16 protein-coding genes are annotated in these 16,661 nt (G+C 75.4%); 5 read left to right on the top strand and 11 right to left on the bottom strand.

Annotated elements, in window-relative coordinates:
* Nucleotides 1-210: 210 nt before the first annotated feature.
* Nucleotides 211-1,740, top strand: coding sequence for a gluconokinase (locus IEW07_RS04615; protein ID WP_188534730.1), 1,530 nt, complete (start codon nt 211-213; stop codon nt 1,738-1,740).
* On the opposite strand, the gene bioD is transcribed toward IEW07_RS04615, so the two are convergent.
* From bioD to bioB, 5 genes are read right to left on the bottom strand one after another with little or no spacing between them, the layout of a single operon-like run.
* On the bottom strand, nt 1,719-2,450 hold the full coding sequence (gene bioD, locus IEW07_RS04610; protein ID WP_229741570.1) for a dethiobiotin synthase: 732 nt from the start codon (nt 2,448-2,450) through the stop codon (nt 1,719-1,721). The genes IEW07_RS04615 and bioD overlap by 22 nt on opposite strands.
* The gene (locus tag IEW07_RS04605; protein WP_229741569.1) at nt 2,447-3,508 is read right to left on the bottom strand and encodes a cytochrome P450 family protein; all 1,062 of its coding nucleotides are present in this window, start codon (nt 3,506-3,508) and stop codon (nt 2,447-2,449) included. The genes bioD and IEW07_RS04605 overlap by 4 nt, the downstream gene beginning before the upstream one ends.
* Complete coding sequence (locus IEW07_RS04600) at nt 3,505-4,665, bottom strand: aminotransferase class I/II-fold pyridoxal phosphate-dependent enzyme (protein ID WP_229741568.1); 1,161 nt, start codon at nt 4,663-4,665, stop codon at nt 3,505-3,507. The genes IEW07_RS04605 and IEW07_RS04600 overlap by 4 nt, the downstream gene beginning before the upstream one ends.
* The gene (bioA, locus tag IEW07_RS20865; protein ID WP_229741567.1) at nt 4,662-6,089 is read right to left on the bottom strand and encodes an adenosylmethionine--8-amino-7-oxononanoate transaminase; all 1,428 of its coding nucleotides are present in this window, start codon (nt 6,087-6,089) and stop codon (nt 4,662-4,664) included. The genes IEW07_RS04600 and bioA overlap by 4 nt, the downstream gene beginning before the upstream one ends.
* Complete coding sequence (bioB, locus tag IEW07_RS04595; RefSeq protein WP_229741566.1) at nt 6,082-7,161, bottom strand: biotin synthase BioB; 1,080 nt, start codon at nt 7,159-7,161, stop codon at nt 6,082-6,084. Before bioB ends, bioA begins: the two co-directional genes overlap by 8 nt.
* 94 nt (nt 7,162-7,255) lie before the next feature.
* On the opposite strand from bioB, the gene IEW07_RS04590 reads away from it, so the two are divergent.
* The gene (locus IEW07_RS04590; protein ID WP_188534728.1) at nt 7,256-7,909 is read left to right on the top strand and encodes a DUF998 domain-containing protein; all 654 of its coding nucleotides are present in this window, start codon (nt 7,256-7,258) and stop codon (nt 7,907-7,909) included.
* A 54-nt stretch (nt 7,910-7,963) separates the two neighbouring features.
* Here IEW07_RS04590 and IEW07_RS04585 read toward each other — a convergent pair whose 3' ends face one another.
* Nucleotides 7,964-8,629, bottom strand: coding sequence for a methylated-DNA--[protein]-cysteine S-methyltransferase (locus IEW07_RS04585; RefSeq protein ID WP_188534726.1), 666 nt, complete (start codon nt 8,627-8,629; stop codon nt 7,964-7,966).
* Nucleotides 8,626-9,126, bottom strand: coding sequence for an RNA polymerase sigma factor (locus IEW07_RS04580; protein ID WP_188534724.1), 501 nt, complete (start codon nt 9,124-9,126; stop codon nt 8,626-8,628). The genes IEW07_RS04585 and IEW07_RS04580 overlap by 4 nt, the downstream gene beginning before the upstream one ends.
* A 333-nt stretch (nt 9,127-9,459) precedes the next feature.
* On the opposite strand from IEW07_RS04580, the gene IEW07_RS21595 reads away from it, so the two are divergent.
* Complete coding sequence (locus IEW07_RS21595) at nt 9,460-10,293, top strand: collagen-like domain-containing protein (protein ID WP_188534722.1); 834 nt, start codon at nt 9,460-9,462, stop codon at nt 10,291-10,293.
* 200 nt (nt 10,294-10,493) lie between these two features.
* Nucleotides 10,494-11,015: a TetR/AcrR family transcriptional regulator C-terminal domain-containing protein gene (locus IEW07_RS04570; RefSeq protein WP_188534721.1), complete on the top strand. Its 522-nt coding sequence runs from the start codon at nt 10,494-10,496 to the stop codon at nt 11,013-11,015.
* A 29-nt stretch (nt 11,016-11,044) separates the two neighbouring features.
* Here IEW07_RS04570 and IEW07_RS04565 read toward each other — a convergent pair whose 3' ends face one another.
* The 4 genes from IEW07_RS04565 to IEW07_RS04550 all read right to left on the bottom strand — a co-directional run bounded on the left by IEW07_RS04565 (nt 11,045) and on the right by IEW07_RS04550 (nt 15,937).
* On the bottom strand, nt 11,045-12,412 hold the full coding sequence (locus tag IEW07_RS04565; protein WP_188534718.1) for a short-chain fatty acid transporter: 1,368 nt from the start codon (nt 12,410-12,412) through the stop codon (nt 11,045-11,047).
* A 121-nt stretch (nt 12,413-12,533) separates the two neighbouring features.
* Nucleotides 12,534-13,754 carry a fumarylacetoacetase gene (gene fahA / locus IEW07_RS04560; protein WP_188534716.1) on the bottom strand — a complete coding sequence of 407 codons (1,221 nt, stop codon included), beginning with the start codon at nt 13,752-13,754 and terminating at the stop codon, nt 12,534-12,536.
* A gap of 87 nt (nt 13,755-13,841) precedes the next feature.
* Nucleotides 13,842-14,726, bottom strand: coding sequence for a hypothetical protein (locus IEW07_RS04555; RefSeq protein WP_229741565.1), 885 nt, complete (start codon nt 14,724-14,726; stop codon nt 13,842-13,844).
* Complete coding sequence (locus IEW07_RS04550; RefSeq protein WP_188534712.1) at nt 14,711-15,937, bottom strand: homogentisate 1,2-dioxygenase; 1,227 nt, start codon at nt 15,935-15,937, stop codon at nt 14,711-14,713. Before IEW07_RS04550 ends, IEW07_RS04555 begins: the two co-directional genes overlap by 16 nt.
* A 96-nt stretch (nt 15,938-16,033) precedes the next feature.
* Between IEW07_RS04550 and IEW07_RS04545 the strand changes: the two genes are divergently transcribed.
* Nucleotides 16,034-16,597, top strand: a complete 564-nt coding sequence (locus tag IEW07_RS04545) for a MarR family winged helix-turn-helix transcriptional regulator (RefSeq protein WP_188534710.1) — start codon at nt 16,034-16,036, stop codon at nt 16,595-16,597.
* The last annotated feature ends 64 nt before the right edge of the window (nt 16,598-16,661 follow it).

The following is a 16,661-nucleotide window of genomic DNA, read 5'->3' as shown; positions in this document are numbered from 1 at the left end:
GTGCTCGTTCTCCTTGCGTGAGGGTCGGGACGCGGCCGGCCGGCCGGGCCCGCACGGGGCCCGGGGACGCGGTCTCGGCCGCCTGGAGTCCGTTCCCGAGAATACGCCTCACGATCGCGACGCATCTGTTTCTGGACGCCCGTCTCACCATGTGGTCCCCTGCGGGGCCTCCTAGACTGGGGCGGACCACCGTCGGCCGAGAGGGACGCCATGAGCACCGCACCACTTCCGCCACGACCCCGGGACCTGGAGCGGGGAGGCTTCGGCGTCCGGGCCGAGGAGGCCCTCGACCCGCTCGTGCTCGCCCTCGACGTCGGCTCGACCGGCAGCCGCGGCGGGCTCTTCGACGCGACCGGCACCCCCGTGCGCGGCTGGCGGCACAAGGTCGAGCACGAGTTCACGACGGCCGCGGACGGCACGTCGGTGATCGACCCGGACCAGGTGGTCGACGAGATCGCCCGCATCCTGGACCTGGTCCTGGCGGACCCGTCGCTCGCCGGGCGGGTGGCCGGGGTCGCCCTGGACACCTTCTCCTCCTCGCTCGTGGGCGTCGGCGACGACGGCGCGGCGCTCACCCCGTGCTTCACCTACGCCGACTCCCGGTGCGCGCCCCAGCTCGCGGCCCTGCGCGAGGAGCTCGACGAGACCGAGGTGCAGCAGCGCACCGGCGCGCGGCTGCACACCTCCTACCTCGCCCCGCGGCTGCGCTGGGTGCGCGAGACCGACCCCGGCACGTGGTCCCGGGTGCGCCGCTGGATGTCCCTGGGCGAGTACGTGCACCTGCGCCTGCTGGGCACGGCCCGCGCGGGGACCTCCGTCGCCGCGTGGACCGGGCTGCTCGACCGCCGGACCGGCCGGTGGGACGAGGCCCTGCTCGCCGCGTGCGGGCTGGAGCCCTCCCGGCTGAACGAGATCGCGGACCCCCAGGACCCGCTGTTCGAGGTCGGCCCGTCCGCCGCCCGGCGCTGGCCGGCCCTGCGCGGCGCCGTCTGGTTCCCGCCCGTGGCCGACGGCCTGAGCGCGAACCTGGGCTCGGGCGGCACCGGGCCCTCCACCATGGTCGTCTCGCTGGCCACCTCCGGCGCGGTGCGCGTGCTGCTGCCCGAGATCCCCGAGCGGCTGCCGACCGGGCTGTGGTGCTACCGCGTGGACGCCCGGCGCTGCCTGCTGGGCGGGGCGCTCAACGACGTCGGGCGCGCGGTCCAGTGGCTGGAGCGGACCGTCGCGCTGCCGGAGGGCACGACGCTCCAGGACGTGGCGTCGGCCGACGTCGCCGCGGGGACGCCGGCGGTCCTGCCCTTCTTCACGGGCGAGCGCTCCACCGGCTGGGCCGGCGGGGCGCGGGCCGTGCTCGCCGACGTCACCGCCTCGCACGGCGGCGCCGACCTCGCCCGGGGCGTGCTCGAGGGCATCGCGGTCTCCTACGGGCGGGTCGCCGACCAGCTCTCGGAGGCGGCCCCTGGCATCGAGCGGGTCGTGACCTCCGGGGGGCTCGCGCGGGAGATGCCGGGGATGCTGCAGCTCCTGGCGGACGTCCTCGGCACCCCGGTGGTCCGCGCCGACCTCAAGCGCGCCACCCTGCGGGGCACGGCGATGCTGGCCCTGGAGACCCTGGCCGTGGGCGTGCCGGCGGCCGACCCGCCCCAGGGGGACGAGCACCGCCCGGTCGCGGAGCGGGCGGAGCACTACCGCGGCGCCCGGGCCCGGTTCGAGGAGCTCTACGGGGCGCTCGTCCGCTGACCCGTCCCGCCCGAGGGCAGGGCCCCCAGGAGGGGGACGGCCAGCTCCGCCAGGTGGGCGCGGTTGCCGCGCTCGACCGGCGTCGGCTCCGCCGGCCACGCTCCCAGGACCGTGCCGAGGGCGTCGAGCCCGCGTGCGGCGAGCGCCTCGAGCGTGAGCTCCGTGTGGTTGAGGGTGCCGAGGCCCGCCCGGACCACGACGACGACGCCGCTGTCCGGCTGCCCCTGCTCCCGCAGCAGCAGGGCGAGGTCGGCGAGGGTCCGCCGGTCCTCGTCCAGCTCCACGAGCAGACCGCCGCTGCCCTCGACGAGCACGTGGTCGTGCCGGAGCGCCAGCTCCGCGACCCGCTCGGCGTGCGCCTCCAGGGGCAGCAGCCCGACGCGGTCCAGCGCCGCGGCCGGACGGGGGGCCATGGGCTCGGTGAGACGCTGGCCCTCCCCCACCACCACGGAGCCGGCGCCCGCGCCGAACCGCTCCACGAGCCGCAGCACCGTCGCGGCGTCGCCGGGCTCGTCGGGCCCCACCCCCGTCTGGACGGGCTTGTGCACGGCGACGGAGCGGCCGAGCCGGGCCAGGGCGGCGGCGAGGGCCGCGACGGTCCACGTCTTGCCCACGTCGGTGTCGGTGCCGGTCACCAGGACGACGCGCGGCAGCGCGGCCACGCGCCGCGGGTCCAGCCACGGGGAGGCACGGGTCGGGGGCGCGCTCACCGGTCCCTCCCCCGGCGCGCGGGCGGGCTGTGGACGGGGACGGCCAGCGGCGCGGCGAAGGACAGCAGCTCGAGCCGCGGCGCGTCGCCGGGGCGGCCCGCGAGCCGGGCGTCCGGCAGGGCGCGGGCGACCTCCTCGACGATCCAGGCGCTCTCGGCCCGCGCCAGCCGGTCCCCGAGGCACCGGTGCAGGCCGTGGCCGAACGCGAGCTCCGGGCCGCCGCCGTGGCCGGAGAGGTGGAGCAGGAGCTCGGTGCCGGCGGGGAGCGGCTGCCCGCCCAGGCTCGTCGCGGCGGGGCACGCCCGCCGCCAAGTGGGCACGGAGGAGTCGCGGGCCAGGGCCTCCCGCACCGGCCCCGAGGCGTCGGCGGCCGCGGCCCGCCACGAGTCCGGCTCGGCCAGCGCCCGCTGCAGCACGGTGTTGACGAGCAGGCCCGTGGTGGCCTGTCCGGCGATCACGAGGAAGAAGGCCAGCGAGCGCAGCCGGGCCGTGTCGGTGCCCGCGGCGGCGAGGGCCCCGAACACCGTGCCCGGGTCCTCGCGGGTGTCCTCCACGACCTCGCGGAGCCAGCCGTAGAGGGCGGCGGCGGAGCGGGCCAGCTCCACCTGCTCCTGCGGCGCGGGCCGGCCCCAGAACAGGGTCAGCCCGTCGAGGCTCCAGCGGTGCAGCGTGCCGTCGTCGGGCATCGGCCCGATCCCGGTGGTCCGGGCGAGCACGGCGGCCGGCACGGACCGGCCCACGCGGGCCAGGTCCCCGCTCCCCCCGGGCAGCTCGCGCGCCACCGCGGCGCGGGTGAGCTCCCGGACGGACTCCTCCTGCGCCGCGACCCGGGCCGGGGAGAAGAACCGGGCGACGACGCGCCGCACCGACCGGTGCGACTGGCCCGTGGCGCTGGCCAGGACGGGCGGCAGCGCGAACCCGGCCCGGGCCAGGACGCGCAGCGCCTCGGGGCACAGGGGCTCGACCGCGGTGAGGGCGTTGGTCGGCTCGAAGGCGTCGGCGCGGCGCAGGACCTCGCGGACGAGGTCGGGGTCGTGCACGTGGTGGTAGCGGATCACGGGCGGACCCCCCGCAGGGTCTGCCGTGGAGCGTCCGCCACGGCCTCCCGCACGACCTCCCGCACGGCGCCCAGCGCGGCGGCGAGGGCGTCCGGGTCGAGGTCGGTCCGGGCGGTCAGCCGCAGCCGCGACACGCCGTCGGGCACGGAGGGCGGGCGGAAGCACCCGACCAGGACCCCGCGGGCCCGCAGCCGCTCCGCGGCCCCGGCCGCGGCGGCCGCGGAGGGCATCGGCAGGGACTGCACGGCGCCGGCGGAGACCTCCGTCCCGCACCCGGCGGCGATGGTCCGGGCGTGACGGTGCACGGCGGCGGGCAGGGCGGGCTCGGCGGCGACCACCCGGCACGCCGCCGCGGCGGCGGCGGCCGGGGCCGGGGCCAGGCCGGTGTCGAAGACGAAGGGACGGGCCGTGTTCACCAGGTGCTCCCGCAGCGCCTCCGGGCCCAGGACGGCGCCGCCCTGCGCCCCGAGCGCCTTGGAGAGCGTGACCGTGACCGCCACGTGCTCGTCCCCGGCCAGCCCGGCCGCGTGCACGGCACCCCGGCCGTTCCCGGCCACGCCCAGCCCGTGCGCCTCGTCGACGACGAGCAGCGCGTCGTGCTCCCGGCACGCCGCGGCGAGCTCGGCCAGCGGAGCGGCGTCCCCGAGCACGGAGTAGACGGACTCGACCACCACCACGGCGCGGGGTTCCCGGCGACCGGCCAGCGCCGCGCGCACCGCCGCGACGTCGTGGTGGCCCACGACGGTCACCGGCGAGCGGGAGAGCCGGGCGCCGTCGACGAGCGAGGCGTGGACGTGGGCGTCGGTGACCAGCAGCGTGCCGGGATCGCCCAGGGCCGCCAGCAGGCCGGTGTTGGCGGCGTAGCCGCTGGAGAAGACCAGCGCGGACTCCCGTCCGGTGAGCTCGCACAGCTCGCCCTCGAGCCGCCGGTGCACGGGGGTGGTGCCGACGACCAGGCGTGACGCCCGGGCCCCGGCGCCGAAGCGGTCCAGGGCCTCGCGGGCGGCCGCGAGCACGCGGGCGTCCCGGGAGAGCCCGAGGTAGTCGTTGGAGGCGAGGTCGAGCGCGCCCTCGGGCGCCGGGCGGTCCTCCCGGACCATGCTCCGGGCCCGCCGGACGCGGGCCCGGTCGGCGAGCCACGCCCCGAGCGCGGTCACCGGGCGGCCCCGGCGGCCACCGTGCCGGGCGCGGCAGCGGAAGCCTCGTCGGGTGCGGCGCCGGGCAGCTCGTCGGGTGCGGCGCCGTGCGGGAGGGCGGGCTCCGGGGCGGCCGTGGCCACGGCGGCCACGACCGCCCGCCCGATCTGCCGGACCTCCTCGGCCGTCGCCACGTACGGGGGCATCGTGTAGACGAGGTCGCGGAACGGGCGCAGCCAGACCCCGTGCTCGAGGGCGGCGCGGGTCAGCGCGGCGCGGTCGGCGGGGGCCCGGAGCTGGACGACCCCCACGGCCCCGATCGTCCGCACGTCCCGCACGCCGGGCAGCTCCCGCGCCGGGGCCAGGGACGCCCGCAGGGCCGCGTCCGCCCGGGCCACGTCCTGCTGCCACGAGCCGGCCAGCAGGTCCAGCGACGCGCAGGCCACGGCGCACGCGAGCGGGTTGCCCATGAAGGTGGGTCCGTGCATCAGCGCCCGCAGCTCCGACGCCGAGATCACGTCCGCCACCCGCCGCGCCACGACCACCGCGGCCAGGGACAGGTAGCCGCCGGTCAGGGCCTTGCCCACGCACAGCACGTCGGGGACCACGCCCGCGTGCTCGCACGCGAACCAGCGGCCGGTGCGGCCGAAGCCGGTGGCGATCTCGTCGGCGACCAGCAGCAGCCCGTGCCGGTCCGCGACCTCGCGCAGCACCCGCAGGCACTCGGGGGCGTACACGCGCATGCCGCCCGCCCCCTGCAGGACCGGCTCGACGACGACCGCGGCCAGCTCCCCCTCGTGGGCGGCCGCGGTGTCCCGCACCTGCGCGGCCCAGCGCGCGACGGCCTGCTCGTCCGTGGTCCACGTGCCGTCGGCGGCCACCGAGGCGGCCGGGGGCGCGGCCACGAAGACCTGCTCGGCGACGAGCCCGGAGAACCGCGCGTGCATCCCGTCGACGGGGTCGCAGACGCCCATCGCCCCGGTGGTGTCCCCGTGGTAGCCGCCGCGGACCGTCAGCATCTTGCGCCGCCGCGGCCGTCCGCGGGCCGCCTGGTACTGCACCGCGAGCTTGAGCGCGACCTCCACGGAGACCGAGCCGGAGTCCGCCAGGAACACGTGGTCGAGGCCCTCGGGGGTGAGCGCCGCGAGCCGCTCCGCGAGCTCCACGGCGGGCGCGTGGGTCAGCCCGCCGAACATCACGTGCGAGAAGCGCTGCACCTGCTCGAGCATGGCGCGGTCCAGCACGGGGTTGCGGTAGCCGTGGACGGCGCACCACCAGGAGGACATCCCGTCGAGCACCTCGAGGGCGCGCCCGTCCGGGGCGCGCAGGCCCAGCCGGACGCCCTGCGCGTGCTCGACGGCGTACGGCAGCTCCCCGTCCAGCGCCTCGTAGGGGTGCCACAGCAGGCCGTGGTCGCGCTGCGCGAGCCCGCCCCGCTCAGGCATTCGGGGCCAGCTCCGTGCCCGCCCCGCGCCGCCGCAGCGCCGGCTGCTCCGCGTCCGCGGCGGCCGGCGCGGCGTCGCCGTCGTCCGTGGCCTCCTGGCCGAGGACCGTGAAGCCGCCGTCGCGGATCATCTCGAGGTCCGCCGCGGCGGCCTGGCCCTCGCTGGTGAGGTAGTCGCCCAGGAACAGGGAGTTGACCACGTGCAGGGCCAGCGGCTGGAGGGAGCGCAGGTGCATCTCCCGCCCGCCGGCCATGCGCAGCTCCTGGCCGGGGCACGCGAAGCGCACCACGGCCAGGATCCGCAGGGAGCGCTGGGGGGTCAGCTCCCAGGTGCCCTCGAGCGGGGTGCCGTCGAAGGGGATGAGGAAGTTGACGGGGATCGAGTCGGAGCCCAGGTCCCGCAGCGCGAGGACGGCGTCCACGAGCTCCTCGTCCGTCTCGGTCATCCCCACGATCAGCCCCGAGCACGGGGACAGGCCCGCCTCCTGCGCCCGGTGCACGGTGTCCACGCGGTCCTGGAAGGTGTGGGTGGTGCAGATGTCCTCGTAGTTGGCCTCGGCGGTGTTGAGGTTGTGGTTGTAGGCGTCCACCCCGGCCGCGCCGAGGGCCTCGGCCTGGCCGTCCTTGAGCAGCCCCAGGCAGGCGCAGACCTCGACGCCCGGGTGCTCGGTCTTGAGCGCCTCGACGATCCCCGCGACCTTCCCGACCTCGCGGTTCGAGGGGCCGCGGCCGCTGGCCACCAGGCAGACCCGGGAGGCCCCGCCGCGGATGCCGTGCTCGGCCTGCTCGACCGCCTGCTCGGGGCTCAGCCACGAGTAGCGCAGGATCCCGGTGCCGGCGTTGAGCCGCTGCGAGCAGTACCCGCAGTCCTCGGGGCACAGCCCGGACTTGAGGTTGACGAGGTAGTTGACCTTCACGCTCGTGCCGAAGTGGTGGCGGCGCAGCCGGGAGGCGGCGGCGACGAGGTCCAGCAGTTCCTCCTCGGGGGAGTTCAGCAGGGCGAGGGCCTCGTCACGGGTGAGCGCGTGACCGGCCAGGACGTCGTCGGCGAGCGCCGCATAGTTCTTGAACACCGTTCAATCATTGAACGGTGTTCAGGGATCCGTCAACTCCGGGACCTCCGACGCTGCCCTTCCGGGGGACCGGCCCCGGGTGGACCATGAGGGGATGGACCGGGTGCTGCTCGGGTGCGGCGTGGTGGCCGGACCCCTCTTCGTGGGCGTGTTCCTGCTCACCGGCGCCCTGCGGCCCGCCTACGACCCCCTGCGGCACCCGGTGAGCCTGCTCGCGCTGGGCCCCGGCGGGTGGGTCCAGTCGGTGAACTTCTGTGTCAGCGGCCTGCTCTACCTGGCGTTCGCGGCGGGACTGTGGCGCACCCACGGCCCGTGGGCCGCCACGCGGGCGGGCATCGTCCTCGTGGCGGCGACGGCGGCAGGGCTCGTGGGCGCCGGGATCTTCCCCACGGATCCCGTCAGCGGCTACCCGCCGGGCACTCCCGACCGGATGACCGGTCGCAGCGGGCCCGCGGCCCTCCTGCACGACCTCTCCTCGGCGCCCGTCTTCCTGGGGCTGCCGGTCGCCATGCTGCTGTGGGCCCGGGCCTTCCGGCGCCGGGGCCGGCAGGGGTGGGCGGTGGGCTCGGCCGGGTGCGCCGCGGCCGTGCTCCTCGCGTTCGTCCTCGCCGGCGCCGGGTTCGCCCAGGCGCCGGCCCTCGTGCACCTCGGCGGGCTCTTCCAGCGCGTCTCGATCTCGGTGGGGATGGGATGGCTGACGGCACTCGGCGCCGGGGCGCTGCGAGCGGCGCGGGCCGGGCCCCCGTGAGCCCGGCCCTCGGCCGGCCCGCGGCGGCGAGACCGCCGGGTGGCGCGGTCCGGTTCAGGCGGCGCGCTCCAGCTCCAGGAGGGCGGTCTTGGCGTCCAGGCCGCCGATGTACCCGCCGGGCCCTCCGTCGGCGCGCAGCACGCGGTGGCAGGGCACGACCACGGGCAGCGGGTTCGTCGCGCACGCCGTGCCCACGGCCCGCACGGCCCGCGGGCTGCCCACGCTCCGCGCGACCTCCCCGTAGGAGCTGGTGCGCCCGTAGGGGATCTGCGGCAGGTGCCGCTGCACCCTCTGCCGGAAGCCGCGGGAGAGCGTGAGGTCCAGCGGGAGGTCGAAGCCGGTGCGCTCCCCGGCGAAGTACTCCTCGAGCTGCCGGACGGCCGCCTCCAGCCGGTGCGGGGCGCGCAGGACCCGGAGGCTGATCCGCTCCGCCAGCTCGGCGAGGACCCTATCGTGGCCCTCCCGCTCGTAGGCCACCCGCACGAGGCCCGTCGGGGTCGCGGCGAGCAGCAGCGTCCCCACCGGGGTGCCGGTCGTGGTGTAGGCGACGTCGAGGATCCCGGCCTCGTCGGCGAGGGCCTCCAGGTTCCGGTGCAGCGCGGCGAGCGCGCGGTCGCCGGGAGCGGTGCGGGCGAGCAGGGCGGACGGGCCCGGCCCACCGAGGGCGAGGTCGAGGGCGAGGTCGAGGGCGAGGTCGAGGCCGTCGGTGGGGGCGCTCATCGGGTGGCTCCTTTCGCAGGGGTGTCCGTCAGGACCGCGCGCAGGGTCCTCATGCCGTCGGCGGCGGCGCGGCGGGCGGCCTCCGTCGTCCCGCCCAGGAGGAGGGCGACCTCCCGGTAGGGCAGCCCGCCCAGGTGGTGGTAGGCCACCGCTCTGCGCTGCTTGTCGGGCAGGGCGCCCAGCGCCTCCCACAGGCCGTGGTCCGCGCCGGAGGTGATCCCGAGCGACGACGACGAGTCCGGCAGCTCCTCGACCGGGACCGGCCGCCGGGCCCGCGCACGGGTGATGTCGATCGCCTTGCGGTGGGCGATGGTCACCAGCCACGCCTGGACGTTCGCGCCCTCCGGGAGGTCCGGGTAGGCGCGCAGGGCGGCCAGGAAGGTCTCCGACCAGGCGTCCTCCGCGTCGGGGTGGGCCCCCAGCACGGCCCGGCACACCCGCAGCACCGTGGCGCCGTGGTCCGAGACCACTCTCTCGAAGGGTTCTTTCGTCGTCATCACCTGGTAGACGCTCGGGAGCGCGCGAACGTGAGGTCACCGGCGAGGGAATCTGCTCTGCGCCCCTCCCCCGGCACTGTGCCGGCCCACCGAGGAGGCTCACCGGCACCAGTGTGCCCGCCGGCGGCTCCGGCGCACAGGGACGGGCATGGGCGGGGACCCGACGACCGCCGGGACGGAATAGCACGCCCGTGGGCCGAACACCCAGCACGTGTCTGTGGCCCAAAGAGGCCACACGCGGATTGCACCTTCTACGACCATGCAAACGCATGTTCAATTTAGTCTTTTGCTATCGCAATCAGAAGTGATCCGCTTCGCTCATCGGGGAGAAAAATGAACACACATCGGTTCCTGGGCTCGCGCCCGAAGACGGTCGCCGCGGCGGCCGTGCTGCTGCTGGGGACGGGGACGGCGGCGGCCTACGCCGCCACCGCCGACGCCACGGCCGGCGACGAGATCCACGCCTGCGTCTACACGCAGAAGGGCGATCTGCGCGTGGTCTCCGGCAAGAACGACTGCAAGACGAACGAGTCCTACGTCTCGTGGAGCAAGACCGGCCCGCAGGGCGAGAAGGGGGACACCGGAGAGATCGGCGCCACCGGCGCCCAGGGCGAGAAGGGCGACACCGGAGAGACCGGCGCCCAGGGCGAGACCGGCCCCCAGGGCGAGAAGGGCGACACCGGAGAGACCGGAGCCACCGGCCCCCAGGGCGAGATCGGAGCGCAGGGCGAGAAGGGCGACATCGGAGCCACCGGCGCCACCGGCGCCGCCGGAGCGCAGGGTGAGAAGGGTGACGCCGGGGAGACCGGAGCCACCGGTCCCCAGGGTGAGACCGGTGCCCAGGGCGTCCAGGGCCCGCAGGGCGAGAAGGGCGAGACCGGAGCCACCGGCGCTCCGGGAGCCGACGGGGCCGACGGTGTCGACGGCAAGGACGCCATGCAGGTCGTGTCCACGCACAGCCGGACGGCGGGGGGCGCGACGGTGCGGGCCGACTGCCCGGCCGGCAGCGCCGCCACCGGCGGGGGCTACTCCTCCGAGAACAACAACGCGGCCACGGCGTCCGCCCCCGTCCTGGGCGCCGACGGGACCACGCCCACGGGCTGGGCGGTGTCCTTCGGGGGCAACGCCAACCAGACCAAGACCGTGTGGGTGGTCTGCGCGGCCTGAGCCGCTGAGCCCGGCACCGGGCTCCCCGGGCCGCACCGGAGGAGAGGGCGGCACCCCGCCGGGTGCCGCCCTCCGTCGTGCCCTCCAGCGCGGCCCCGGGCGCGGCGCCCGCGAGCGGCGGCGCACCGGGGCGGGACCGCAGGGCCTGTCGGACCCCGCCGTACACTGGAGCGGTCCTACAGTCCCCGAGGAGGCACCCCGTGGCCCTGAGCCGTACCGCCGTGGTGGACACGGCGTGGGAGCTGCTGCGGACCTACGGGCTGGGAGACCTCACGATGCGCCGGCTGGCGCGGGAGCTGGAGGTCCAGCCCGGCGCGCTCTACTGGCACGTGGCCAACAAGCAGGCGCTGCTGCTCGCCCTCGCCGAGCGCATGCTGGCATCCGTCACCGGGCCGGCCTCCCCCGCGGACCTGGTGCGCGCGCTGCGCCGGGCGGTCCTGGCCGTGCGGGACGGCGCCGACGTCGTCGCCGTGGCCCACGCCCTGGCCCCGGAGACCCTGCCCCCGTCCGCGGAGCTCACGGCGCGCCTGCGCGCCGACGGCCTGGACGACGACGACGCCCGACACGGCGCGCTCGCCCTCGTCCGCTTCGCCCTGGGCTCGGTGGCGGCCCAGCAGACCCGCACGGCGGTCTCGGGGAGCACACCGGAGCAGGACAGCGCGGACGAGAAGGACTTCGAGGCCGGTCTGGCGATCATCCTGCGGGGCCTGGCCCGGGCCTGACGGCGGCGTCCGGCCCGCGCCGGACCGCCTCAGCCCGCCCCGACGAGCAGCAGCGTCGCGCCGAACACCAGACCGGAGACGACGAGCACCACGGTCGTGTAGCCGAGGATGTCGCGGATCTTCAGCCCGGCGATCGCGAGCAGCGGCAGCGCCCAGAAGGGCTGGATCATGTTGGTCCACTGGTCGCCGTAGGCGATGGCCATGATCATCACGGCCGGGTCCACGCCGAGCCGCTCGCCGGCGTCGAGGAGGATGGGCGCCTGGACGGCCACCTGGCCGCCGCCGGAGGGGACGAAGAAGTTGACCAGCCCGGCGGAGAGGAACGCGAGCAGACCGAGGGTCTGGGGCGAGGCCACCGCCACGACGGAGTCGGAGAGCACCTGGATCAGCCCGGTCGCGGCCATCATGCCCATGATCCCGGCGTAGAGCGGGAACTGCAGGAGGATGTCCCCCACGTTCGCGGCGGCGTTCTTGACCAGGCCCATGACCTCGAACGCGTTGCGGGAGAGCAGGAAGACCAGGGCCAGGAACATCCAGTTGACGATGTCGAGGGTCACGGTGCCGCCCTCGGCGAAGTGCAGCACGAGGTACCCGGCGAGCGCGAGGCCCACCACCAGGGTGGGGATCCGGCTGGCGTCGAGCCGGTCGGCGGGCGTGACGACCTCCTCCTCGGCCACGGTCTGCTCGGACGCCGCGAGGGCCTCGGCGGTCATCCGGTGCGCGGGGTTCACCGCCCGGGGCGCGATGAGCCAGAGGGTGAGGGCGAGGGCCACCACCGTGACGACCGCGGCGGTCATGTTCCAGAGGGAGAACGTGGTCTCCGAGATGGGGATCGTGCGCCCGATCTGCTGCTCGATGAAGGAGCCGGGGGTGGCCGCGGTCAGGGGCCCGGACCCGGAGTAGCCCATGTGCCAGACGACGAACCCGGAGAACCCGGAGGCCACGAGCATGGGGAAGCTGAGCTCCAGGCCGCGTCGGTCCCCGGCGGCGGCGACGTCGCGGGCGAGCAGCGCGCCGACGACGAGGCCGAGCCCCCACGTGACGAGGGACGCGACCGCCGCCACGAGGAAGACGAACACGTACGCCTGGACCGCGGTGCGCGGGACGTCGGCCAGGGCGGTGAGCAGCCGCCGCACGGGCCGGGTGTTGGCCAGGGCGTGGCCCAGGAGCAGGATCAGCGCCATCTGCGTCATGAAGGCGAGCAGCCCGGCGAGCCCCTCGCCCCAGCCGCGCAGCACGTCGGCGGGGCCCGCGTCCGTGAGCAGGAGCGCCATGAGCCCGACGGCCACGCTCAGGAGGATGGCGAAGTTCAGGGCGCTCGGGATGAACCGCTCCACCACCGAGTTGACGGGTCGCATGGCCCGGGCGACGGCGGGTTCACGGGTGCGGGTGCTCATGGCAGGACCTCCTGGACGGGAGACGGACGTCGGCGGGTGGCCACGCCCTCACCGGGGTGACCACGGCGCGCCGTGGTCACCCCGGGTGATCGTGGTCACCCGGGCGTGCCGGGTCCAGTATTCAGGTGGCCGGCAGGATCGTGGCGGTGCACTCGCCGAAGTCGATGACCGAGCCGCCGGGCCCCGGGGCGGTGCCCTTGAGCGTGACGGTCTGCCCGTCCTGCAGGAAGCTCATCTCGGTGCCGTCGGGCAGGGTGAACGGCTCCTTCCCGCCCCAGGAGAGCTCCAGGAAGGAGCCGCGCTGGTCCTTCTCGGGGCCGGAGACCGTGCCGGAGCCGAAGAAGTCCCCGGGGCGCAGGCACGCGCCGTTGACGGTCATGTGCGCGACCATCTGGGGGGCGGTCCAGTACATGGTGCGGACCGGGGGGCAGGAGACGGTCTGGCCGTCGACCACGACCTCCATGGTGATGTCCAGGCCCCACGGCTCCGCGCCGGTGTCGTCCAGGTACGGGGCGAGCTCGTGCTCCCGCGCCGGGGGCTGGACCCGGGCGGCGGCCAGGGCCTCCCAGGGCACCACCCACAGGGAGACGGAGGACGCGAAGGACTTGCCCAGGTACGGGCCCAGGGGGACGTACTCGTAGGCCTGGATGTCGCGGGCGGACCAGTCGTTGAACAGCACCACGCCGAAGACGTGCTCGGCCGCGGCCTGCTGAAGGGAGACCTCTCCCGCCGGGGCGGAGCCGCCGAGCACGAAGCCCATCTCCGCCTCGATGTCCAGGCGGCGGGACGGGCCGAAGCTCGGCGTGCCCGACTGCTCGGGGCGCAGGCCCTTGGGCCGCGGGAAGTCGCGGCCCGAGGGGATGACGGTGCCGGAGCGGCCGTGGTAGCCCACGGGCAGGTGCTTCCAGTTGGGCAGCAGCGGGGCCTGGTCGGGGCGGAAGATCTTCCCGACGTTGGAGGCGTGGTGCTCGGAGGCGTAGTAGTCGACGTAGTCGGCCACGGTGAACGGCATGTGCAGGGTGATCCCGCCGACCGGGTGGGAGGCCTGATCGACGGCCTCGTCGAGCCCGTCGGCGGTCACGACCTCGACGAGCCAGCGGCGCAGCGCGGTCCAGGTCTCGTGGCCGGCCGCGAGCAGCGCGTCCAGGTTCGGCGCCGAGGCCGCCGCGCGCGCGGCGTCGTCGAGCCCCTCCACGGTGGCGGCCAGGGCCGCGAGGTCGATCGCCCGGTCCCCCAGTCGCACCCCCAGGCGGGGGTCCCCGCCGGTGGGCGAGAAGGAGGCGTAGGGCAGGTTCTCGGGGCCGAAGCCCTCGGTGGCGAAGCGGTCGGCGGCAGTGCTCACGGGTGGATCTCCTTCGGGGCGGGGGACAGCGGAAGACGGCGGCGCCCTCCCGTTCCCGGTGCCGCGGGAACGGGAGGACGCAACGGCTCAGGCCAGGCCGTGCGGGAAGAGGCCGAGCCGCTCGAGGCTCTCGGCGGGCTCGCCGACGCTGCACGTCCCGAAGGACGTGAAGGACTCGCGCCAGGACCCGTCGGAGGCGCGGGCGAGCTCGACGAGCGGCGCCGGGTCGGTCTCGGTGAGCAGCCGGGCCACGCGCTCGGCGGGCTCGTGGTCGCGGGCGGCCTCGGTGGCCATCGCGATGTTGAGGAAGCCGTGGTGCGTGAAGCCGGTCTCCGGGCTGGTGTAGCGCACGGCCTCGTGCAGCCCGGCGGTGAGCTTGAACGGGATCCGCGCGGCCACCGCTTCCACCAGCACCGCGGCCAGCTGCTCGGGGCTGGGGAAGAGGCGGGCCTCGATCCCCCCGGTGCGGTGCTTCAGGCGCAGCCCGGTGCTCTCCAGCAGCTCGAGGGCGCCGCCGCGGACCTGGTCCGCGGTCAGCTCGACGTAGACCGGGATCCCGTGCGCCGCGGCGGCCTCGCGGATCTGCGCCGACCACACGTCCTGGTCCCCGGCGTCGGTCTTGAGCTCGATCGAGACCATCCGCAGCTCCGGGCCGATCTGCCGGGCGGCGTCCAGCGCCGCCCCCAGCTGCCCGGCCGGGACGACGGCGGAGACCTCCACCGGCCGGTCCCCCCGCTCCAGGCCCGCCGCGATCCGGCGGGCCTGGGGCAGGTCCTCGAGCGTGAGCACGGCGGGACCCACGGCCGCGGCGAGCGGGTTCGCCCACCGCGCCACGTGGTCCGTGACCGCCTTCTCCAGCGGGGCGAGCCCCGGCGGGAACGTCGCGGCGTCGTCGAAGAACCGGGCGAACTGCGCCGGGACGGCCTGCGCGGCGGCGCCCCCGGTCGTGGCGGCCCTCACGAGTTCGACCACAGGCCGCCGGTCCACTCGCGACCGGGGGTCCAGGAGGAGGCGTACTTGCCGTCGTCGCCGGCCAGCCCGGCCTCGCCGAGGTCGAGCGGGTGGAAGGTGTCGACCATGACCGCGGTCTCGTCGAAGTACTCCACGCCCAGGGACTTCTCGATCGCCCCGGGCTGGGGGCCGTGCGGGTGCCCGCCCGGGTGCAGGGAGACCGAGCCCTTGCCGATGCCCGAGCCCTTGCGCGCCTCGTAGTCCCCGTCCACGTAGAACATGACCTCGTCGGAGTCCACGTTCGAGTGGTAGTACGGCACCGGCACGGCCAGCTCGTGGTAGTCGACCTTCCGGGGCACGAAGTTGCAGATCACGAAGTTGTGCCCCTCGAAGACCTGGTGCACGGGCGGCGGCTGGTGCACCTTGCCGGTGATCGGCATGTAGTCCTTGATGTTGAAGGTGTACGGGTACAGGCACCCGTCCCAGCCCACGACGTCGAAGGGGTGCTGCGGCAGGATGTGGACCGTCCCGCTCAGGCCCGACGGGCCGCGGCCCCGGTGCTTGATGTAGACCTCGACGTCGGCCTCGTCCCGCAGGATCGACTCCGTGGGTCCGTGCAGGTCGCGCTCGCAGTACGGGGCGTGCTCCAGGAGCTGGCCGTACTTGGACAGGTAGCGGTGCGGCGGGCCGATGTGGGAGTTGGCCTCGACGAAGTAGAGCCGGGCGGACTCGCCCTCGCGCAGCACCCAGCGGTGGACCGTGGCGCGCGGGATGATCACGTAGTCGCCCTCGGCGGCCTCGAGCGGGCCGAACTGGGTCTCGACCAGCGCGGAGCCGCGCTCGACGTAGACGCACTCGTCGCCCACGGCGTTCTTGTACAGCGGCGACGTGCTGCCCACGTGCGCGTAGGAGAGCCGGACGTCCCCGTTGCCCAGCACGAGCCGGCGGCCGGTCACGGCGTCGGTCTCCGGCACCTGCTCCTCGGTGAAGAGCTCGTGCAGCTTGAGGTGGCGCGGCAGCAGCGGGTCGTTGGGCGTGAGCGTCTGGTCCGGCAGGTCCCACGGCCGGGTGCCGACGATCGCCGAGGGGATGTGCTTGTGGTAGAGCAGCGACGAGTCGGAGGAGAAGCCCTCCTCGCCCATCAGCTCCTCGTAGAGGATGTTCCCGCTGTCGTCCTTGAACAGGGTGTGGCGGTGCTTCGGCACGGCGCCGATCCGGCGGTAGTAGGCCATGACCATCTCCTTGCGTGTGGCGGTCTGTGATCCAGCTCTCCTCAGATAGTAAATGCTTGTACTATCTTCGGCAACCCCAAGGATAGGATCGACGCCATGCCCTCCACCGATCGCCCGGACGCCGACGACACGTCGACCCGCGCCGCCCTGCCGGACTACTGGTCCTTCGTCGACGCCGCCCAGCGGCGGATCTCCCAGGAGTTCCCGGACGCCGACCTGATGGCGAACCGGGTCTTCCTCTCCCTCAACCGGTCCTCGAGCACCGCGACCTACGACTTCGAGTCCTCGATCCACCGCCCCGCCGGCGGCACCTGGTCGAGCTTCCGGCTGCTCCTCGCCCTGTGGGTGGCCGGCCCCCTCAACCCCAACGAGGCCGCCCGCCTGACGGGGATGAGCCGCGCGGCGGTCTCCAACCTCACCGCCACGCTCGTCGGCAAGGGCCTGATCAACAGGGAGGCCTCCCCCGACGACGGGCGCTCCGTCACGCTGCACCTCACCGACGCCGGCCTCGAGCGGATCCGCACCGCCTTCCGGGAGCAGAACGAGCGGGAGAGCCGGTGGGCGGCCGCCCTGACCGACGACGAGCAGCGCACGCTCGTCCGGCTGCTCGAGAAGCTGATGGAGCAGCGCGAGCGCATCGGCGCGCGCACCCGCAAGTAGCCGGGCAGACCGGCGGCGCCGCAGGACCACCGGGCCCGGCGGACAAGCAGAACTGTGGTTCTTC

The organism is Kocuria dechangensis (assembly GCF_014636775.1).
Lineage (GTDB): Bacteria > Actinomycetota > Actinomycetes > Actinomycetales > Micrococcaceae > Kocuria > Kocuria dechangensis.
The sequence above is the reverse complement of the archived record's forward strand: the minus strand, read 5'-3'. Positions and strand labels throughout refer to the sequence as shown.

Bases quoted from the DNA above. Each gene is read 5' to 3' on its own strand.
- bioA (WP_229741567.1), bottom strand. From the start codon at position 6,089: ATGCCTGAGCGGGGCGGGCTCGCGCAGCGCGACCACGGCCTGCTGTGG.
- IEW07_RS04550 (WP_188534712.1), bottom strand. From the start codon at position 15,937: ATGGCCTACTACCGCCGGATCGGCGCCGTGCCGAAGCACCGCCACACC.
- IEW07_RS04565 (WP_188534718.1), bottom strand. From the start codon at position 12,412: ATGAGCACCCGCACCCGTGAACCCGCCGTCGCCCGGGCCATGCGACCC.
- IEW07_RS04585 (WP_188534726.1), bottom strand. From the start codon at position 8,629: ATGAGCGCCCCCACCGACGGCCTCGACCTCGCCCTCGACCTCGCCCTC.
- IEW07_RS04590 (WP_188534728.1), top strand. From the start codon at position 7,256: ATGGACCGGGTGCTGCTCGGGTGCGGCGTGGTGGCCGGACCCCTCTTC.
- IEW07_RS04580 (WP_188534724.1), bottom strand. From the start codon at position 9,126: ATGACGACGAAAGAACCCTTCGAGAGAGTGGTCTCGGACCACGGCGCC.
- IEW07_RS04615 (WP_188534730.1), top strand. From the start codon at position 211: ATGAGCACCGCACCACTTCCGCCACGACCCCGGGACCTGGAGCGGGGA.
- IEW07_RS21595 (WP_188534722.1), top strand. From the start codon at position 9,460: ATGAACACACATCGGTTCCTGGGCTCGCGCCCGAAGACGGTCGCCGCG.
- IEW07_RS04545 (WP_188534710.1), top strand. From the start codon at position 16,034: ATGCCCTCCACCGATCGCCCGGACGCCGACGACACGTCGACCCGCGCC.